The organism is Mucilaginibacter sp. OK098 (assembly GCF_900142915.1).
In the GTDB taxonomy this organism is placed as follows: Bacteria; Bacteroidota; Bacteroidia; order Sphingobacteriales; family Sphingobacteriaceae; genus Mucilaginibacter.
Genome location: NZ_FRCM01000002.1, coordinates 497,608 through 518,672 on the forward strand (window position 1 = coordinate 497,608; position 21,065 = coordinate 518,672).

General features: G+C 41.2%; 15 protein-coding genes. 7 read left to right on the top strand and 8 right to left on the bottom strand.

Annotated features, from left to right (window positions below; genetic code table 11):
* Positions 1-5: 5 nt before the first annotated feature.
* Complete coding sequence (locus BUE31_RS09330; RefSeq protein WP_073402670.1) at positions 6-3,323, top strand: gliding motility-associated C-terminal domain-containing protein; 3,318 nt, start codon at positions 6-8, stop codon at positions 3,321-3,323.
* 301 nt (positions 3,324-3,624) lie between these two features.
* Here BUE31_RS09330 and BUE31_RS09335 read toward each other — a convergent pair whose 3' ends face one another.
* The 3 genes from BUE31_RS09335 to BUE31_RS09345 all read right to left on the bottom strand — a co-directional run bounded on the left by BUE31_RS09335 (position 3,625) and on the right by BUE31_RS09345 (position 8,051).
* Positions 3,625-4,920 (bottom strand): glycoside hydrolase, encoded by a 1,296-nt coding sequence (locus BUE31_RS09335; RefSeq protein ID WP_073402672.1) that lies wholly within the window; start codon positions 4,918-4,920, stop codon positions 3,625-3,627.
* Positions 4,921-5,214: 294 nt separating this feature from the next.
* The gene (locus BUE31_RS09340; RefSeq protein ID WP_073402674.1) at positions 5,215-6,159 is read right to left on the bottom strand and encodes a trypsin-like peptidase domain-containing protein; all 945 of its coding nucleotides are present in this window, start codon (positions 6,157-6,159) and stop codon (positions 5,215-5,217) included.
* 287 nt (positions 6,160-6,446) lie between these two features.
* Positions 6,447-8,051, bottom strand: coding sequence for a reverse transcriptase domain-containing protein (locus BUE31_RS09345; RefSeq protein ID WP_073402676.1), 1,605 nt, complete (start codon positions 8,049-8,051; stop codon positions 6,447-6,449).
* Positions 8,052-8,674: 623 nt separating this feature from the next.
* On the opposite strand from BUE31_RS09345, the gene BUE31_RS09350 reads away from it, so the two are divergent.
* The 3 genes from BUE31_RS09350 to BUE31_RS09365 all read left to right on the top strand — a co-directional run bounded on the left by BUE31_RS09350 (position 8,675) and on the right by BUE31_RS09365 (position 13,903).
* Entirely contained in the window at positions 8,675-9,253 is a 579-nt protein-coding gene (locus tag BUE31_RS09350; RefSeq protein ID WP_073402678.1) for a hypothetical protein, read from the top strand.
* A gap of 170 nt (positions 9,254-9,423) precedes the next feature.
* The gene (locus BUE31_RS09355; RefSeq protein WP_073402680.1) at positions 9,424-10,050 is read left to right on the top strand and encodes a DJ-1/PfpI family protein; all 627 of its coding nucleotides are present in this window, start codon (positions 9,424-9,426) and stop codon (positions 10,048-10,050) included.
* A gap of 1,270 nt (positions 10,051-11,320) precedes the next feature.
* Complete coding sequence (locus BUE31_RS09365; RefSeq protein WP_073402684.1) at positions 11,321-13,903, top strand: DUF5686 and carboxypeptidase-like regulatory domain-containing protein; 2,583 nt, start codon at positions 11,321-11,323, stop codon at positions 13,901-13,903.
* 78 nt (positions 13,904-13,981) lie between these two features.
* Here the strand turns inward: BUE31_RS09365 and BUE31_RS09370 are convergent, their stop codons facing one another.
* The 3 genes from BUE31_RS09370 to BUE31_RS09380 all read right to left on the bottom strand — a co-directional run bounded on the left by BUE31_RS09370 (position 13,982) and on the right by BUE31_RS09380 (position 15,347).
* Complete coding sequence (locus tag BUE31_RS09370; RefSeq protein WP_083619577.1) at positions 13,982-14,239, bottom strand: hypothetical protein; 258 nt, start codon at positions 14,237-14,239, stop codon at positions 13,982-13,984.
* Between the two features lie 128 nt (positions 14,240-14,367).
* Positions 14,368-14,754: a hypothetical protein gene (locus BUE31_RS09375; protein WP_073402686.1), complete on the bottom strand. Its 387-nt coding sequence runs from the start codon at positions 14,752-14,754 to the stop codon at positions 14,368-14,370.
* A gap of 11 nt (positions 14,755-14,765) precedes the next feature.
* Positions 14,766-15,347 (bottom strand): RNA polymerase sigma factor, encoded by a 582-nt coding sequence (locus BUE31_RS09380; protein ID WP_073402688.1) that lies wholly within the window; start codon positions 15,345-15,347, stop codon positions 14,766-14,768.
* Positions 15,348-15,797: 450 nt separating this feature from the next.
* Here BUE31_RS09380 and BUE31_RS09385 point away from each other — a divergent pair, with 450 nt between their 5' ends.
* Positions 15,798-16,139, top strand: coding sequence for a TfoX/Sxy family protein (locus tag BUE31_RS09385; RefSeq protein ID WP_073402690.1), 342 nt, complete (start codon positions 15,798-15,800; stop codon positions 16,137-16,139).
* A 74-nt stretch (positions 16,140-16,213) separates the two neighbouring features.
* Entirely contained in the window at positions 16,214-16,663 is a 450-nt protein-coding gene (locus BUE31_RS09390; protein ID WP_073402693.1) for a YybH family protein, read from the top strand.
* A gap of 103 nt (positions 16,664-16,766) precedes the next feature.
* On the opposite strand, the gene BUE31_RS09395 is transcribed toward BUE31_RS09390, so the two are convergent.
* Positions 16,767-17,258, bottom strand: a complete 492-nt coding sequence (locus BUE31_RS09395) for a hypothetical protein (RefSeq protein ID WP_073402696.1) — start codon at positions 17,256-17,258, stop codon at positions 16,767-16,769.
* A gap of 209 nt (positions 17,259-17,467) precedes the next feature.
* Positions 17,468-19,642, bottom strand: a complete 2,175-nt coding sequence (locus BUE31_RS09400) for a penicillin acylase family protein (RefSeq protein ID WP_073402698.1) — start codon at positions 19,640-19,642, stop codon at positions 17,468-17,470.
* 828 nt (positions 19,643-20,470) lie between these two features.
* Here BUE31_RS09400 and BUE31_RS09405 point away from each other — a divergent pair.
* On the top strand, positions 20,471-20,992 hold the full coding sequence (locus BUE31_RS09405) for a hypothetical protein (protein WP_073402699.1): 522 nt from the start codon (positions 20,471-20,473) through the stop codon (positions 20,990-20,992).
* Positions 20,993-21,065: the final 73 nt, after the last annotated feature.

Here is a 21,065-nt window from a genome sequence, read left to right on the forward strand (position 1 = left end):
TCCCAATGAAATCGGCTAAGATTTTAAAATATCCTTCTTTTCTAATTGCTAAAATATTTTTATTCGGGATTATTTTATTTATGCCGCACCTGGTTTCAGCGCAAGTAGACAGGACGTTTTGGTTTGTGGCGCCCTATGTTTATGATGCGGGGCGTGACTTTGACAAACCTATAGTCCTTCGGATCACAACATTGTCTTCACCCGCTACAGTAGTGATTTCGATGCCGGCAGACCCTTCATTTACCCCCATTACAACAAATATAGGCGCAAATTCAACCGTGAGTGTAGACCTAACCACCTGGATAAATAAGCTTGAAAATATCCCGGCAAATACCACATTGAATAAGGGCCTTTTAATTAAATCAACGGCAGACATAACAGCCTATTATGAGGTGGTGAGTAGTTTTTGTAATTGCGATCCTGAAGTATTTTCGTTAAAAGGAAAAAATGCGCTGGGCACTGAGTTTTTTATTTCCTCGCAATATACCTATGATGAATCGTCTGCGTATTCGGGGGCCAGTACCTCATTTGATATTGTGGCAACTCAAAATAACACGCATGTTACCATTACACCTACAAAGGATATCATTGGCCACAAGGCAAATGTTCCTTTCACTATTACCTTGAATGCAGGCCAAACATATTCGGCCGTTGCAGTGAGTGGAACTGCCGCCGGGCATTTGCAGGGGTCATATATCAGTTCGGACAACGCTATTGCAGTAACTTTAAAGGATGATTTAGTGCAGGTTTCCAGTTGTGCCGACCTAATTGGTGACCAAACCGTGCCTACAAGTGTGCTGGGTACGGAATACATTGTCACGAAGGGTTTTTTGCAGCTAAACGATAATATTTATGTTTTAGCTGTGGCCGACGGGACCTCTGTTTACGTGGACGGAAATGCTACCCCCACAGCGATATTGGCAAAAGGAGAATCAATTACGCTTAATTTATCCAACCCAAGCACTTACATACGTTCAGACAAAAACATATATGTTTACCATTTAACAGGAAACGGTTGTGAGGTGGGTTCGGCAATTATTCCGAAAATAAACTGTACCGGATCGCAATCTGTAAGTATCGTGAGGAGCAACAGCGACCTGTTTGCCGTTATGATCACAACAAAAGATGGTAATCAAAACAATTTTACTGTTAATGGCGACAAAACATTAATTACAAGCAGTGATTTTTCGCCTGTGCCGGGTACCGGCGGTGCTTATGTTACATCAAGAGTTGACCTGAGCAGCGCAGTTACAGTGGGAGCGGCATTAAACTTTTCAAATTCGACGGGGAAATTTTCATTAGGTTTTATAAACGGCGGAACAAATGACGGAACAGTTTATGGATTTTTTTCGGATTTTAAATCAAGTAATGTTCAAAGCAGTTCGGTAGAAATTTGTCAGTCGGCATCAGCGCAATTATCTGCTTTTGGAGGGGTAAAGTATCAATGGAGTCCGGCAGCCGGGCTTAGTGACCCTAATATTGCTAACCCTAAGGCATCGCCTGCGGCTACAACAGATTACACGGTTATTATTACAACTACTGACGGATGTGTGGATTCGGCCAAGGTTCACGTAAAAGTATACAACGTAAAAAAAGTTGATACCACGGTTTCAATTTGTGCAGGCAGCAGTTACAAATTGCCATCAGGAACGTCTGTAAGTACTGCTGGTGTTTATAACGATGTAGTGCCTTATAAAAGTGGTTGTGACAGCCTGGTAACAACCCTTCACTTAAAAGTAAGCGGAACAACACCCTCTGTGACCATTGCAGCTTCTGGAAATAATATTTGTGCAGGCACCTCTGTTACGTTTACTGCTACACCTGTTAATGAGGGGCCCTCCCCTGTTTACCAATGGAAGCTTAACGGCGCCAATACTGGCACCAACAGTGTAACTTTCAGCAATAGCACACTTGTTAACGGCGATAAGGTAAGCTGTGTTATGACGAGTAGTGCCGCATGCGGTACGCCCACCGGTGTAACTAGCAATAGCATTACCATGAGTATTAATCCTAACCTGGCCGCGTCAGTTAACATTGCAGCCCCGGTAAATAATATTTGTGCGGGTACTATGGTTATGTTCACTGCCACGCCGGCCAATGGCGGCGCCACCCCTGTTTATCAATGGCTGGTAAATGGCGTAAACGCGGGCACTAACAGCGCAACTTTTAGTAGCAGCAACTTTGCTAACGGCGATAATGTAAGCTGCATAATGACGAGCAATGCCGGATGTGCCACCCCAGCTGGTGCAACAAGTAACATTGTTATCATGAGTGTAAATCCCTACGTAGCCCCATCAGTCAGTATCGCGGCATCAAACAACAATATTTGCCCGGGCACTCAGGTCATATTTACCGCTACTCCTGTAAACGGCGGCGTTGCCCCTGCTTATCAATGGCTGCTAAACGGTAATAACACAGGAACCAACAGCGATACTTTTACGAGCAGCACCTTTGCAAACGGCGATATAGTAAGCTGTGTAATAACCAGCAATGCAGCCTGTATTACAACGGCCACAGCTACAAGCAATAGTATCAGCGTAAATGTAAACCTTCCGGTTGCCCCATTGGTAACTATTACAGCTTCTGCAAATAATATTTGCGCAGGTATACCGGTCACTTTCACGGCAACACCAACTAATGGTGGCGCTACCCCCATTTACCAGTGGCTGCTAAACGATAATAACACAGGGACCAACAGTGATACCTTCACAAGTGATGCCCTTGCCGATGGAGATATTGTAAGTTGCAGGTTAACCAGCAATGCCAATTGCGCAGTACCTGTAACTGTAATCAGCAACGGTATTACCATGAATATCCACCCGCTTCCTGTTGTTAATATCGGCGGAGATAAAACCATTGAACAAGGGAATAGCGTCCGATTAAATGCAACAGCATTAGGAAATATCGCTGATATAACCTGGAGCCCTGCTACAGGATTAGATAATATTAAGACATTGACCCCCACGGCCACTCCGCTTTCAACTACTCTATACACCTTAACTGTACAATCAACAGACGGTTGCGTGGGTGTGGCTTTAGTAAAGGTGACGGTACTGGAAGATATAACCATCCCAAACACTTTTACACCAAATGATGACGGGGTTAACGATAAGTGGGAAATTAAAAACTTAAAGGATTATCCCAATTGTACGGTAAAGATATTTAATCGCTGGGGGCAGGAAGTGTATAGTTCAAGAGGTTATTATAATGCCTGGGACGGGACAAGAAAAGGCAAACGTTTGCCCATTGGCACCTATTATTACGTTATAAACCTTAACAACAATACGCGGCCACTAGGTGGTTTTGTGGCATTATTAAGGTAATGTGATGCGTAAAAAGTTGGCTGTTGTGAATAGATAGTTGGCAGGGGAGGAATTAGTAGTTGTTGGCCGTTGATATTATATAAACCCGTCATGCTGTCCGCTAACTGGTCGGATCAGCACCTCACAGAACAAGTCTGCGCCATGCAAGCGCTGGCCCCGTGCTATCATGAATATGGTGTTTTGTTTTTTAAGGTATTCATGAGCTCCTAAAGTCAGGTCCCGCCTAAGGGTGGGGTTTCTGCACATTGCTTAATCTGCAAGCAGCTTGCTTCGAATTCACTGAATGACAGCATAGATAACGTCAGGATGGTAACTTCTGCTTCCGTAATTTCCTGGCTCTTGAGATCAGCAGCACAAGTATAATCACATCAAAAGCCAGGTAGGCATATTGGGTTCTTGATACGCCGACGCCATATGGGAACCAAATACCCGGAATATGCAATTCTGATAATTCCTGTGCAAATAACCCTGTTGAGATTAACAATACAGCTGGCAGGGCTAGCCATCCTTCACGCCTGTTTTGCTGGATCCCGCTATAGATAATATAGAGCATCATAGCAACAAAAATCAATCTTATATAGTTGGAAAGATCCCGGAACAAGGTATGCGGAATTGCACCAGGCAGCCATGTAAGCCGCAGCAATTGTGAGCACATATAGGGCAAGGTAAGGATCAGGATGGCTTTAGGCATCCAGATAGGCCGGCTTAATTTAAACCAGGTTCGCCAAGCCATCAACCAGCTGCCAATTACCAGCGGCATCAGGATAACGGTTGTAACGAGGTCAAATTCATGTGCGCTTTCTATTTGAAACCAATAGAAAAAGGGTTGGTTCGCCCGGACAAGGGCGGTAAAAAGAAAGGCTGTAATGATCCATAGATAAGCTGTATTTTTCGGGTCGGAGCGGTATAAAATGAAACTTATAACCGCCAGCAGGATAAATATTGCAGGCTCAACCGCATCAACAATATAGCCTTTTATGGTTTGCCGCCACTGAAAATTATATTTTGATTGGATAGCGCTTTTTTCTCCCAGCATTGGGGCGATACGGATCCCGCCTGCCTGGGGGTCTCCGCTTAATGTGGCGGCGCTCATCCATACGCGGAAAGCAATCGTAACCGCCCCTTTATGTTTTATGGAATCGGGCAAGATAAAAATCCGTGGTTGTATGCTATAGATCACAGGTTCCGGCTTTGAAAAATCGCCTGCGCTTCCCCACAACTTTCCGTTGATAAATATTTGGTACGCGTCGTCCACAGCAGGTGGTCCTGCTAATGCCAGGGTATTTCCGCTTAAACTATCTAAAGAAATATGGATGCGGTACCAGGCATAACCAGCATAAGTACCATGCCCTTTTGCGGCCCAGCCGGGTACGTAACCCGTGAGCCCTACATCTCCGTCGTGCGCTCCCGCGGGTGCGGTGAGGTCGACTGTTTCCCAATGTGAATCATCAAAATTTGGGTTCGCCCATTGTTGATTGTCGCCGGTTTTGAATTTCCACGGGCCATTAAGCGTAATAAGAGAATGGTCAATAGTTAGCGGAGCTGCATTAGCTGCTGCACAAAATATAAACGTTATGACTAATGTCAGCCATTTCACTTTTTCCTGTTTAGATTGATCTTTAGTTGTTCTGCCGGTTTTATCTCAGATGAGGGTGGCCAAAACCGAATTTAGTATTTGCAAATATATTTAAAGCCTGTGACCAATCAAATATACGCTTTCGCGCAACTTTGGGGATATCATTTATAAATAATACACTTAGCAGGTGGCTGATTCATAAATGGAAATTTATCCAATTACTTAGCATGTGGGTTACTTAGCAGGCGGGGCACTAGCCCACCTCTTTTGGCCACTATCAATATTAGCGCCAAGTAAGGTATAGCCGAGATAGTATTAATTATTTGAATATTTATAGATTAAATCTTTTATATAATCTGAAGAATAAATTAAACTTAGTCCAGTATTATTATAAACCGCCGAAACTATACCAATTACATAATTAAATTGACCCTGGGTGGTTTTTGGATCCGAAATATTTTTATCCCTTGGAGTAAACACAGGTCCACCACTATTGCCACCTACAATATATCCGTCTATAAGTATTAATTTTGCGCTAATATTATAACTAACAAATTTGTGATTTCGATTTTCCATTATCATGTTAACATCGATAGGTGATGTTAATGGAGAGGATATGATTGCAGATTTTACCATTGGTTTGCTTTGCGATACAATTTGTACGCCTGATGGATAACCTGTAGCTAATACCTGATTTCCCGTAAAAATTTGATATGAAAACAAGTTATTTATAGATATCAAATTATTGATGTCTATCGCGTATATAGCAAGGTCGTTTGAACTATTAGTCATTATAAAACCTGTAACATCGATAACCACAACATCTACGCTTTGATTAGGATACGGATGTACATTATCCATAATTTTTCCCCTTACATCTTTTAATGGGATATCTATCACTCTGAATAAATTCGATTTAGTATAGAAACTTACTGAAAGATTTTTATTTACAATCAAACTATCACCTAATGACCAATCTCCTATCATATGTTTATTGGTCACTAAAAAAACCTTGTATCCTAAATTGGGAACTGTTCTATACACAAAAAAGCCAGTCCCTGTAGCAGACATTGTGGTATCTTTGGCAATGGTTCTTTTTTTTATACGCATAGTAATTTTTTCAGTTACCGATTTTGTAAGTTTTACAGTACTTAAATAAGTATCATCAGCAATTGGACCCTGGTAGGTTATTTGAGCGAGCGAGGATTTGACTAATAAAACGATTATAAATATTAGTAAGGTTTTAGGTGCAACTTTCATAGTATAAATATACTTTATTACAGTAGCGTTTATAAAGTTTATTTTACCTAAAGATTTACAAAATATATATTTATCTTTTTGAAAATTACTTAATTTCCTGAAAGACTTATTTTCACTTTTACCTCCGCTACCTCAAGGTACTGCTTTTTGGCTTACGCCTTTGTTAGTATTGTTACCAACAAAACACGAGGCTTGTGATGTGACATCTGTTGTATTTAGCATGCGGGGCACTAGTAGCCCAACCTCTTTTGGCCTGCCCGGATACTAGCGCCAGGATGGAGCTCTTTCTATATCTTAAAGATATTTTTTTTGATTCTTCCATTTATGTTTTTTTTAATCTCATTTTTTACTTCTTTTTGTAGAAATCGCTGCTCACTAGTTTTTCTAATTTCGTTTTCAATAATTCTAAAGTGATGAGATAGCTGACGTTTGATATGTATGGAATCTAAACCTTCTCTAACAATCCCTGAAGATTTTTTATAGGTCTTTTGTGCTGCGTCGCGGACATAACTTAAAAAATTCCGTTTCCCTAGATGTGAGTATTTATCATATAATTGTTTTTTGTGAATAAAATCAGCTTTAGACTTATTACTGTAGGACATTAAAATAGTTTTAACTATTCTTCCTTTCATTTTCTGAAAATAGCGCGATAAACTCCCCGGTCTTACGTAGCTGTTTTGTCCATTAAATTCGAATCCTAGATACTGTAATGATTTGTAGTATTTGCTTTCATTTTTATACACTAAATTAATTTTGTCCTTAACCTTTTTTTTGTAGTTAAAGCCTCTTACAATACCTTTGCTATTTACATGGAAATCTATCCGTTCAGTTTTCTTTGGCTGTATAACCAATTTATATTTTTCAATTTCCAAAAGAACAAGGGCATTTATTTCTTTTGCATCAGAAGTATTACAGACAATTAATAAATCGTCACAATACCTTCGATAAGTGAATCCGTATTTCTTTCCAATTCTGACTATATACTCGTCGAAATCAATCAAATAAATATTTGACAATACTGCACTCATCGACGATCCCTGGGGAATACCTTTAAATTCTAATTCGTTAGTCTCTCTGTTTAATTTTGGTAAATTGGTAACAATTAATTTCTTTTCTCTTAGATAGTTTAACTTTTCAAGAAAACTAGGTCCGGCAATTTTATCATCCATTAAATCAAGTAACGATTGCCATTTTAAACCTTGTTTTTTTATGTGGTTAAGATTGATATTAAAATGATTTAAAAAACTAGAGAAGTTTAAATAAGAATATTTAGTGAGTGACCTAAAAACTTTATATTGGTCTATGGGTAGTTCGGAGAAATCAAGAATTTTGCACCATTTTTCTTTCAGTAAAAAATGATCAATATTATCAAAGTAGCCTGTAATGTCTAATGCAATAGCTGAACATGTTTGTGTTTTAGATATCCGCTCTTGAACCCTATTAAATGCTTCTTTAGCAAATTGGATATTACACTGTCCGTTTAAATCTGTTCTATAGGCTATAACACTTTCATGAAAATCTTTACTTCTTATGTATTCTTGATATTTTTCGGTAAGAGCAAAAGCGTAGAATGCATAAATGTAAGAGTCAAAATGTGAAGCAAATGAAATAGGCCTAATTTTAGTATCCAGCGAATAACAAGCCTTATCTTCCTGATACCGATACCTGGGAGTTTTTGTGAGAATTTTAACGAAAGGTGTGAATGAGTGTGTTTGAATTGACTTTAAAGAGCTGTCTTCAATTTTTTCTTTAACTAGTTCACTATAGTTAAGAAAATCAAAATAAGGATCGAGTTGAGGATATTTCTTTAGTTTGAAGGAGGAGGGAGTTTGCCCAAACTTATCTTTAAATCGAAGCCATATTTCGTCGGTGTATAAGGAGTCTTTTGCCATCTTTTAATGGGACATTAGCCAAGAAGCAATATCAGCCTTAACTTCCTGACTAATGCACAATGTTACCCACTGCTTAGTTAATGACCGCCTCAATCATCCAAGGATTTTCACCTATGCAAACCTTAATCCACTCATAGCCAATCAAGAGCCGACTTACATCGGAATGTGGCACTTTAGACTTTGCTAAAAGCTCAGCAAACCCCTTCTGAGATTACCGGCAACGTGACTGGCGCTGCTTTTGTTTACTCAAAACTTTACAGAATATGTTTCACTTCCGCTCAGACATAACGATTTTCACCGCGAGGACTTTTTAAACAATAATAATGTTATGATAGCTCTTAAACACATATTCCATATCTCAATTGTAGTAGTAATATTATTACTTGAGATATATTCGGAAACGCTGGCAGGTAAACTGACAGATTTGGCAGCCCATTTGCAGGTGTACCAAAGATTTAGTAACTTAAACATCATACCCTCCAGACTTTTCTGAAGGCACTTATTAGCGTCAAATTACAATCCAAAAAACATTAATGCCATATTGACATGCTTTTGTATTTAGGTAATCAGCACGACGGTAAAATGCTTTATTTTACACCCAAAATCCTTAATTTGCTTACCTAATGAAAAAGCCACGACAAGAAGACATCCCCAGATCAATTTTAAAATACAACACAGTTGCAGTTGATCCAAGTTTTTATGAACAGGGGTTCAAAATGTTATTCCTAAATCCGGAATGTGTAGTTGTTGGATTGGGGGACGTACCTAGCAGGTTGTTTATAACCCCAGCATTTACGACAGACCTTTTGCCGCCAAATGTTGCAGAAGGCATTCATGAAGTAGTGGAAATTGTTTTACAATCTACTTTCACCGCAGAACCGGAATTAAAGAAAAGCTATCCGCTTCCCAAATGGCTTACCGATTTTAAAAAAGTTAAACACTTGAAGCTCGTTGATGCGAACCTGGACAACCTTATTGATTTAAAAGACCTACCCGTTCAGCATTTAGTTATTGAAGATATAAGGTTCAATGATACCGATAATTTAGTAACTGCTATTCAGCAATTCAAACATTTAAAATATCTTGCCTACGATGAAACATTTCCGACAAACGTGGTGGAGGCTATCAGGCAATTAAATTTGAGCGTAACGCTGCTGACAGCAGAAGACTATTATAAGAACCGGCTTTTCGATGATTTTTAAAGAGTATATGAAAATAAACACCCGGTATCCTCTCCCAAAATAACCCTACTTATTCCCAACATTAATATTTAGCTTTGATATAACAACGGGCAAAACCAAAACCCCGCATACCTAAACCAAATTACAAACAGCTTAAAAAAACCTAAATACTTACCTAACCCTTACCCCATATGAAAACTCCAATTAAAGTTGCCGTGCTGATTTATAACGGTGTTGAACTGGTTGATATGAATGGCCCTATTGATGTGTTTTTGCACGCAAACCGATACAATAACAACAGGTACCAGGTGTATACCGTGGCCGCAACCATGGATGCTATCCTGAGCGAAAATAGAGTGGTTACCATTACGCCGCAATATGATCTCCACAATTGCCCGGAACCGGACCTGGTTGTGATCCCGGGGATCATCGATCTGGAGGTTGATCCTTCGGTAATTGACTGGATCAAAAAAATTGCCAGTAAAAAGGATAAGGTAATTATGTCGGTTTGCATTGGGTTACAGATCCTGGCTAAAACGGGACTGCTTTCGGGCAAACGCGTTACCACGCATTACCTGGCTATAAACGACATGCACAAACAATATCCTGATATCACCTTTATAAAAAACGTAAGATTTGTTCAGGATGGCCACATTGTATCTACCGGGGGCATAACTTCGGGCATTGATGGCGCATTGCACCTTGTCGAAAAAAATGACGGCCCCGTAATAGCCCAGCAAACCGCCGATGTGATGGTGTACAACCGCGATGCTCCCCTACCACCCTATACTATTTTACCGCCTTATTTTGAGATCTGAGCATTCATGAGAAATTGTTAATATTGAATAACGAATGTCGAATATTGAACACCGGAGTTTACTTCATTATTCAACATACTCTGTCACCGCAGGGTCTCTCATAGAGGACCCTGCGAGGTGGTTAACAGAAATTTATGACATGGATAATTTCTGGACGAATACTCAGCACGCGGCGCAGGGTCCCTTTCAGGAGACCCTGCGGAGACAGAGGGTTGCGGAGACAGAGGGTTGTTAATATTGAATAACGAATATCGAACACCGAAGTTTACTCAACCGTGCTACTGTGTATCCGCATCTTTTATTTCAATTAATTATAAAGAAAAGCAGCTCCTTTAGGAGCAAAATATTGGTAGAAAAATCGAAAACAATGAATTTTCGCTCCATAGGTGCGAAACCTATTGAACTATTTAACGGCGACTTCTTTGCGGCGGGGTTGTGTACCTACGGCACACGAATTATTGGGTTGTTGTTTTTCTACCAATATTGAACCCCTCTGGGGTTAGGAAAAGATGTGGGTACACGGTAGCCAACCGATCCCAAGGACTCCTTCGGAGGGACGATTATTCACAGGTGTTTGTTTTTAATGGGTGTTCATGAGGGCTATGCCGTTTAGGCGGGGCTACCGGATTCAATCAACTCAAAAACCGGAACACGCTGATTCTGTCCCCGCAGGGTCTCTCACAGAGGACCCTGCGATGTGGTTAGCAGAAATTTCTGACATAGGATAATTTCTGGACGAATACTTAGCGCGCGGCGCAGGGTCCCTTTCAGGAGACCCTGCGGAGACCGGAACACGCTGATTATAAATAAATTACAGTGATCCATTCAAAATCATTAATTTTGTATCTACTGATTATCAGATACTTGCATTTTGACAAAAATGAAACACACTGATAATGAGCGTGTTTCACAGCGTTCCACCCGTTCGTGTGCAAAAATGGAACGCTGGAACAGCCTGGGTATCAGTGCCTATTACACAGGCAGGCTTTTGCCGTTATAATTTTAATAAATCAAACAAAATTCCGGGTTTATTCCTTTGTGTGTTATGGGGGTGTTACGTTATTACTATTAATGCCGTAACTCCAGAAACTATTCAGAATCAAAGTTTATATTTACAGCTATCTAAAAATCACTTTTTTAATACTTATGGCTGCATAAATACGTTTCTTTAATTCTTTTTTACTATTAATTCTACCATACTTTGTTACTGAATTTTTGGAGTCGTATAGTCGTATTATCTTTTCAACGGAGGGGTATTTCCCAATTTTTAATGTTTTTAAACAGTAACCTGTTAAAAACATTAAGCTGTTTTGGCCTGATCCTGTTCTCGTTAAACGTTGCGGCACAGCAAACGGATACCCTTAAAACCCATACCCTTACCCAGGTGAGCGGCCAAGTTGTGGATGCACTTACCGGTAAGCCGCTTCCTTATATCAGCGTAACCTTTGGTGGCAGCAGTTACGGCGCCTATACCGACAAACTGGGGAAATTTACGCTAAAGGCCCCGGGTTTATTCAGCCAAATCACGTTTTCGTACGTTGGCTACCAAAGCATTACAAAAACTGTTAAATCAGGGGAGATAAATGAGTTAGCGATCCGCCTGCGCAGCAGTCAGACCCAGTTAAAAGAGGTTTCGGTTACCACCGGGAAAAAGCAACGGTACCGCAACAAGGGGAATCCGGCGGTATCGCTGATCCAGCAGATCATTAACCATAAGGATGAAAACCGGATGGAAAGCTCGGATTACCTTCAATATGACCAGTATGAGCGGATAGGCTTATCCTTTTTTCACCTGTCGCAAAAGTTTATTAACGGCCGTTTTTTTAGCAAATATAAATTCCTGCTGGATACTACACAGAAGATAAACGGGCAGACGCAAACCGCGCTCCCGGTTTATTTCAGCGAAAAGCTATCTCAAAATTACTATAGGAAAAATCCGGAAAAGTCTATCCAGGTATTGAATGCGCAAAAACAGATCAATATCATCAAATTTGTGGATACGGCAGGTTTGGATATTTATCTGAACCGGCTTTATGGGAATAACCTGGATCTTTATTCGAACAATATTTTTATCATCACCAACCAGTTCCTGAGCCCGATTGCTAACCATGCCCCTGACTTTTATAAGTTTTTTATTACCGATACCATAAAAACTGCAAAGGGAAAATTGGTTGAAGTTAGTTTTACGCCCCGCAATAAAGGCGACCTGCTGTTTGAAGGAAAGCTGCTGGTTACCCTTGACGGCCATTATGCGGTTGCAGGGTGTGAGCTGAACGTAAATAAACAGATCAACATTAACTTTATGCGCAGCCTGAAGATCCGCCTTGATTTCGTACAGGATGCCGGTGGCCGCTATTATCTCAGCAAAAGTGATGTAACAGCCGATTTCGGCATCTCGAGAACCAAAGGCCTGGGGGTTATTGGCGAGCGTACGGTTGTGTATACTAACTATAAGCTAAACGCGCCGCAACCGGAAGCGTTTTACCAAGGTAAAGACCTGCAAATTGCCGAAAATGCTAACCGGGAAGATACCAGCTATTGGGCCGGTCACCGAACGGATACGCTTAGCGGGCAGCAGGCACAGATCTATGGCAAGATCAGCAAACTGGAAAAAATGCCATCCTTTAAACGAACCATGTGGATAGCGTCAACCCTCACAGGTGGCTTTGCTGATTTTGGGGCTGTACAAATTGGCCCTATCAATTCGTTCTTCGCGTTTAGCAGCCAGGAAGGCCTCCGGTTCCAGGGCGGGGGAAGGACCACACCAAAATTCAACAAATCTATTTACCTGGAAGGATATGGCGGGATAGGAACCAAGGATAAGCAATTAAAGTATGACCTGATCACCTATCTTTCATTAAATAAAACTGCCCCTTACCGTTTCCCTAATGATTATTTTAAAGCAAGTTACCTGTATGATGTTGATGTGCCGGGGCATAGCTTTTCTATAAACAACAGGCAGGCTGCGCTGTCGTCATTCCAAACAGGTGCAACAAATTACTGGCTTTATAGCACAATTTTCAGGCTTGATTATGTAAAGGATTTTGAAAATCATTTTTCATACGACGTTATCTTCAAAAACTGGAATCAGCAACCCGCCGCCAAATTGGTTTATGGGCTTAATGATGCCAATAATACCATAGTACATAATTTAACCACCAGCGAATTAGGCGTGCGTTTAAGATATGCCCCTCACGAGCAAATTTTACAGGGAACCCAGGACAGGCACACCATTTACAGTAAATACCCCATCATGGAGCTGATGGTAAACCATGGCTTTAAAGGCTTCATAAACGGATCATACGCTTATACCAATTTTGGTGTAAATATTTTTAAGCGTTTTTATTTTTCGCAATTAGGGTATTCGGATGTTACGCTGATGGGTGGTTATTTAACCGGGAAGGTCCCGTTCCCGCTGCTGAATATAAGCTCGGCTAATCAGTCGTTAGCATATGATCTGAATGCTTATAACAGGATGACCTACCTGGAGTTTGTGAGCGATCATTATGTGGGCTTAAACTTTACCCAAAGCTTTAACGGCTTTTTCCTGAATAAGATCCCGCTGATAGAACATCTTAAATGGAGAGAGTATCTTACGTTTAAAATTTTATACGGCGGCCTGCGAAATGAAAACAATCCTTTGTACTCAAACAATTTGTATAAATTCCCAACGGGTACAAACGGGGGCAACGGCACTTACGCCTTAGGGAATGTGCCCTATACTGAAGCAGGCGTCGGCGTAGGCAATATCTTTAAAATTTTACGGATAGATGTGATCAAAAGGTTTAGCTATCTTGATCATCCGGGCATTGCGCCTTATGCCGTTAAGTTTAGCTTTAATCCGGATTTTTAATTTGGGCAGTGAGTACGCGGCAAAATATACGCTCAGCGGATCACTTCAATTCGGTTAACACTTTCATAAGCAGGCAGCCTAATACTCCAACTCGCGGCAATCATACCCTGCCGTTTGCAGCAACGATTCGATATACCGGGGCGAAATATTGCTGGCCTCTATCCGCAGGATGTTATCACAATCCTCCAGGTCAAAGTTCCAGCCTGTAATTGCCGGAACTGCGGTTAGCAAAGGTTTTACCTCCATAACGTGCTCGGGTTTTTCAACGCTTGTTATAAATATCAATATATCCATCATTGGTTTATGGTTATTGGTCATTGGGTTGGTGGCTTTCATCAAACTAAAACAATAACTATTGAGAATTGAAAAACTGGACAAAAGGCCGCAGTTTTATTTTAGCCAATAGTCTTAAGTCCATAGTCCTAAGTCAACTATTTCCTGACTCAGAACTATGGACTCCGGACTTAAGACTCCTTCTCCTCATTTTTGGCATCATCCCAATATTTTGAATAAGGATGCCCGCCATGCCTGCCCCAGCGGCCGTGACCGCAGTTTTGCAGTTTCTCTTTAAATTTTTCGCGTTCTTCGGGCGTCATGTTCTTAAACTTTTCTTCCATCCGGTGGCGCATCCAGTGGCCCCTGCCCGGGCCGCCGCCTTTACCAAAGCCAAAAAGAATTTTGCATAAAATAAAGATGCCCATGGCCTGCCAGAAGGTAATTACACCAACGTGTAATATGCCCGGCAATAAACAGTTCCACAAACTCATCACCACAAAGCTGACGAGCGACAGGATGGCGGCAACTGCCAGTGGTATAAATAAAAACCGCCCTCTATAAAAAAATGATCTCATGTTAATGTTTTTTAATATTGTGTAATTTCCTCGTACAATTGTTTTAACCGTTTGCGCAGGTGCACTACCGCATACCGCTTACGCGATACCAGGGTTTGCACATTTATACCGGTATTTTCGGCAATCTCGCTAAAGGGAATATCATCCAGCTCATGCCACATAAACACCTCGCGCTGCTCCGTTGGCAGCTCATCAAGCGCAAAAAATAACTGCTCCCAAAAAAGGTTGCGCACATATTCGGTTTCGGGTGTGGTAGCTTCCGTCATCAGGATGGCTTTAAAGTCCGGCGCATCATCGTCATCCTCATCCCCGGCAAGCATATCATCCATCAAAACCTCGGTATGCTTTTTATGCTTATCAAGTATTTTATTGCGGGCAACCCTGTAAAGCCAGGCCCCGGTTTGCTCAATAGGCTCCGAATTAATAACCGAGCTGAACTGGTACCAAACATCCTGCAGAATGTCTTCGGCATCGGCATCGTTCTTTACCCTGCGCCTGATAAAGCCCAGCAAGTTTTTACCATACTCGCCTATGGCTTGTATGATAGTCTTGTGTTTTTCCTCGGGCGCTATGGCGGTTATCAATTTCTTCAATGTTATTTAATATAGAAGACGATTGTGTTTTGGAAACATTTTAATATTTGTAAAAAAAGTCCGGAAGTCGGAAAAGACCGAAAGTCCGGAAGACTTTAGTGTTGGAGTATTCAAAGATAAAAATGTTTCAGGTGGGTTCGTTTTTTTACAAAAGTTGGTTTGTTGAGCATTGGCGTTAATGTCGCGCGCAGAGTTTACTCACCCGGTCATTGCTTCGCTCGACCTGCCCTCTCTTCCGCGAGCGGTAAAGAGGGCTGAAGAATCTTATTTTTTCTTTTCCTTACCTCTTTCCGCCGCAGGTGAAGAGAGAGGTCGGCCAGCGAAGCGTCGCCGGGTGAGTAAACTATACGCCATGCATTGCCGCTTACCCAATTTATTATTAATTTAGATGGATAAAATACCAGGTAACCAGCTACCTCCTAATGACCAATGACACAATGACTAAATAAAATGGCCTACAATACCAAACTTGCCGACAGAATAAGAGAAGCTCTTGTGCACCTGCCCGATGTGGAAGAAAAAGAAATGTTTCGCGGTGTATGTTTTATGGTTGATGGGAAGATGTGTGTTTGCGTAAGCGGCGATGAAATGATGTGCCGCATTGGTGCAGCTGCAACAGAAAAAGTATTAGAGCAAAACGGCGTTCGCCAAATGATAATGCGGGAAAAAGTGATGAACGATTATGTTTATGTAAGTGAAGAGGCTTTTCACAACCAAAAAGACTTTAACCAGTGGATAAAGCTGGCCCTGGATTTTAATCCGCAAGCAAAGGCATCGAAGAAGAAGAAATAGCTTGTAAGGAGGTTGAAGTTGTTGTAAGAGTTGTAATTAAGTTCATCATTATTATTTAAATAAAAATTACTGTTATGAATAAAGCTATTTTTAAGCAAGCGGCATTGGTATTATGCTTTTTGATGATTGCCTTTGGCACAAATGCTCAAGCGCAGCAAAAAGGTTCTGCTGCTAAAAACATTACTGATGCTATGAACAAAGCAGCTGATGAATGGAACAAAGGGCAATTAGATGCATTTATGAGCCTGTATGATCAATCGGCTACCATGATGATGCCTGCCGGACCTGTCGGTATGGGTGGGATAAAAGATTTGTACCAAACAAAGTATTTTAAAGACGGCATGCCCAAACAAAATTTGAAGTATACCGATATGCAGGTGCGGATGCTTGGTAATGAATATGCACTCTTAACAGGCGGATTCACCTTATACGGCAACAATTTACCCGAACGTTCCGGCAGGTATTCGCTGGTGATGCAGCATACCAGGGATGGTTGGAAGATTTTGCACGATCATTCGAGCTGAAGAAATATCACCTTATGTCATGTTGAACTTGTTTCGGCATGACGTTTTATATTAGTCCCAATTACTGCAAACCGCTTACTACAAACTGCAAACTTTCTTCAACCTACTCCAATCCCAAATACTCTTTCTGCTTAATTTCAACCAGGCCTGATGTTTGGTCGCGGCGCAGGTAAATACTTACATGGTAAAAGCTGCTGTCGAACAGGTAAATGTTATTGGCTTCATCGGCGCCGTGAAATTTCATTTCGAGGCCAAAGCGTTTGGCCTGGCTAATCATATTTAAGATATGCTGCGGATCGGTAGAGGTATAGTTAACTGTACGCAATACCGAGCCATCGTATAATTTGGTATAATCGCCCACCATAATTTTTTCGGTATTGGGCTTGCCAGTTATGTTTTTAAAATATTCAAGCTCACGGCCGTTAACATTTACACTGTAATCTTGTCTGAAAGTGGTCCCCTGCAATAAATTATTGTACACTTCGCCATTACTTAATCCGGTAAAATAGATCAGATCGCTAAACTTTGTACTTTGCCCGTACATACTTAAGCTTACTAAAAGCATTACCGGCAACATGAACAGGTATTTTTTCATAACAACAGTAATTGTTTGTTCAATACGTTAATTTTTTGAAAGCACCATAACCTGTGCAATTATCAAATATACTTCTTTTAGAATCAAGATAACAAGAGGTGAGAATCAAGATGACAAGAGTCAGGAATCAAGACGAATGGAACATAAACCAGGCATTCTGCTTTTTGATCTTGACTCTTGATTCTTAAAATCTTGCTTCTCTTGCCTCCCTACTCTCCCGGATGATAGGTTTTTTCGGCATGTTTAAGCACATCTGCTTTATAAAACAAAACATCCTTAAACTTACCTTCAATATACATGCCAGCCTGATCTGTATAGTGTTTTGAAGCGGGATTGAACGATTGACCACCGGTTATAACACTTTTTGCCTTAATACGGGAACCAAATTCCACAGCGGCAATAAAGCTATTGCCCGAATATCCGTATCGTTTTTTAGTATCCATAGTCCTGCTCTGAAACGATGGCAACTGTCCAAATGCCGATGCAACCCCGCCAACCGGCAGGCTCGGCGCATCATCATTAAACGTAACCCCATCAGCCGGGCGCTGGTAACGATTAATATCGCCCCACTTAATTTCCCAGCTGCCATAACGGGTTTTAAGGTTATTTATCGCTTCAGTAAAGATCTCCAATTGTTGTTTGGCAGTAAGCGTTTGCATTAACGTGTTTATGCGTTCGGTTTGATAAATGCTTTCTTCATCCGTTTTAGCCCGGGGCAGCGCACGCATTATTAAAGTTCCCCACTCAACAGCCAGAGTGGTAGCTGTCGAATTAGCAGCCGAATATTTATCCCATTGCTTCATAATTTGCAAAGGCCCTGCAAGCATTTGTTTTACCGAATCAGGTGCAACATCATAAGCTTTAAATAGCGGCGGCAGCAATACATCAAAAGCTGCCAGGTAATGGTTATAGCCTTTATCAATCAGTTCGTCAAGGGTAATATTCTTTGCATCGCTCAAAAGTTTAATGGCATTTATCGCCCTGAAGTTTTGCCCGTCGGGCGCCATGTATGCCGGGTATTTATTTTTATCCGGACTGTAATTACCTGATGAAGCAAACGGCGTTGAATTACAGTTCTGGATCCATCCGTTCGCAGGGTTGTAAACATGTACAATTTCATCCACCGTGTGCAGGCCCTGCCATTCGGTTGCAGGGGTGCCGCCGTCAACAGGTAAACGCCAGTCAAATGCCGGGTTGCGTTTTGGCATAAAGTTGCCATACCAAAAAGCAATATTGCCCTGGTCATCAGCATAAACAGTATTGTTAGTGGCGTTTGAGAGCAGGTCCATCGCCTTCTTATATTCGGCAAAAGTATTAGCCTTGGTTATCAGCCACGATTCAAGCAGCGCATTGTACGACCGGTTATTAGCTTTTAACGCCAGCCATTTACCATCCCTGCTACCCAATACAGGTCCGTGCTGTGTGTAATAACCTGTAATGGTTTTATGCTCCGCTCCTGTTTCATTTTTAATATTCATAACCAGCTTACGGCTTATTACAGGCTTAAGCTTGCCATCGTATTCATAATACCATTGTCCGTCTTTTTTTGTCACCTTTTCGGCATACAGATCGGCAACATCAGCATTGCTGCTGGTATGCATCCAGCCGCAGTGCGGGTTAAAACCCTGGTAAACAAAAAACTGCCCCCAGGTGACCGCGCCGTAAACATTCAGCCCTTCCTCACTTACCAGTTGAACCTCGCTACGGAAATAGAACGGCACATGCGGATTAATATATAGCATAGCATGCCCCGATGCTGACCTGGAAGGCGCAATAGCAAATCCATTTGAACCGGTTTCCCTGTCATCAATCTTAGGATTATAAACAACCCCCAATTTTTCAGAAGCATCGCCATAAAATGTCTTCGTTTCATTTAAGTTAATACCACCTGTAACCGTTGCCGATACGCTACCATCGGTAAACATTAATGCATACCATGGTTCAAAGCGCTGAAAAACAGCAGGTTTAACATCCGGATGTTTGTATAAATAATAGTTCACACCGTCGGCAAAAGCATCCATTAATTTCCTGAACCAGGGAGCGGCGTTTTTATAATCTTTAATAGCATCGGCAGTATCTGCAATTAATTGCAGCTGTACATCGGTATAAAGTTCCTTTTCGCCTTCAACCTCGCTTTGCCTGCCTAACTGGTATAAGTAATTCCTTTCAATCCCCTTAAAATTATCCTCGCATTGCGTGTACATCATCCCAAAAACAACGTCAGCATCGGTTTTACCATAAATATGCGGCACACCCCAGTTATCCCGTATTATGGTTACCCGGGGGGCTTCGTGTTCAAATCGTTTAATTTCTACTGATGAATATTTTTGTGCGATAGTAAATAATGGTGATAGTATTAATGCGATAAATACTTGTTTTTTCATTATAACAATAGTTTTTCTAAACAATATTTAAGAAATCCGCCATTTTTATGCAGCTTTATAAATTAATGTTACTTTTACAGTTATTAAATTGCAATAATACTTCGTGTATAACGTTGGCATATTGCAATTATCTAATATAGCCTTAAGTTTTATAATTAGGTATAGGATTTGATATAGTTACATAATAATTGAATTTTCATTTTACTGATTTAACAACCAGTTACATAAAGAGCTTGGATTTTCATTTAACATGATATCTGGGATTTAGTTGATCAACATTATTTGAGAAAAATGTTGTGTGCGTTCGGGGGTGAGATACCGAACGCATTTTTTTTAGAAAATTTCCTAAAATCTTTTTTATCTCTTTTCGCCGCAGGCGAAGTGAGATCGCCCAACGTAGCGTCGGCGGGTCAGTCAACTATACGCCATGCACCGATGTTAATTGTCGTGCGCAGGGTTTACTCACCCGGTCATTGCTTCGCTCGACCTGCCCTCTCTTCCGCAAGCGGTAAAGAGGGCGGGGGAATTTTATTTTTTCTTTTCTTCACCTCTTTCCGCCGCAGGCGAAGAGAGGTCGCCCAGCGTAGCGTCGGCGGGTGAGTCAACTATACGCCATGCACCGGCGTTAATATCGCGCGCAGAGTTTACTCATCTCCAAAGGACTCCTTCGGACCGGTTATTACCGCGCCCGACCTGCCCCATCTTTGCTGCTGTAAAGAGGACGAAAGATTTTCCTAAACGTTTCCATTGTCAAACTTTCATCATCCTAAAAATAACAGAAACATTTTTGGCGTTTATGCTATTACTATATTATAAACCCCCACAACGATGAAACACGCATTTGTAATTGGTTCGAACGCATTTATTGTACCAGGCAAAACCATAAGCTACGGCGAAGAAGGAAACTGGAAACATTTTTTAAGGATCAACAATATTTATCACGATACATCGGCCCCGGCAGAAAATAGTTTCCTGGATATTGACCTTGATATTAAAGATACAGATGGAACATCAGTTACAGTATTATCAAATACGCCTGTAACCGGGGCTCCCTACACCATTAAAACAAAACGCGACAGCATAATGATATCCCGGCTCGACGGCACAACAATTATTCATGTACACCAGCTTGATGATGAATCGGCAATGAGCCTGGAGCATAATATAGTGGCCGAATTTGAAGTTCATTCACCCATTGTAGTTATCCGGATTACAGGGGAGTTTTTTGTTGACAGCCTGCATATCCGTGCCGAAAACGAGAAACTACTGATCAATGACACAGGCTACGCAACTTCGGCAATGGTTGGCCATAACGACTTGAAGTTTACAGCCGCGGGAGTGGTGTTGTAGGAGGGGTTCATAGTTGATGGTTCATAGTTCATAGCCGGAAGGCTACAAGAAAGTCCATAGCTAAAATATTAAC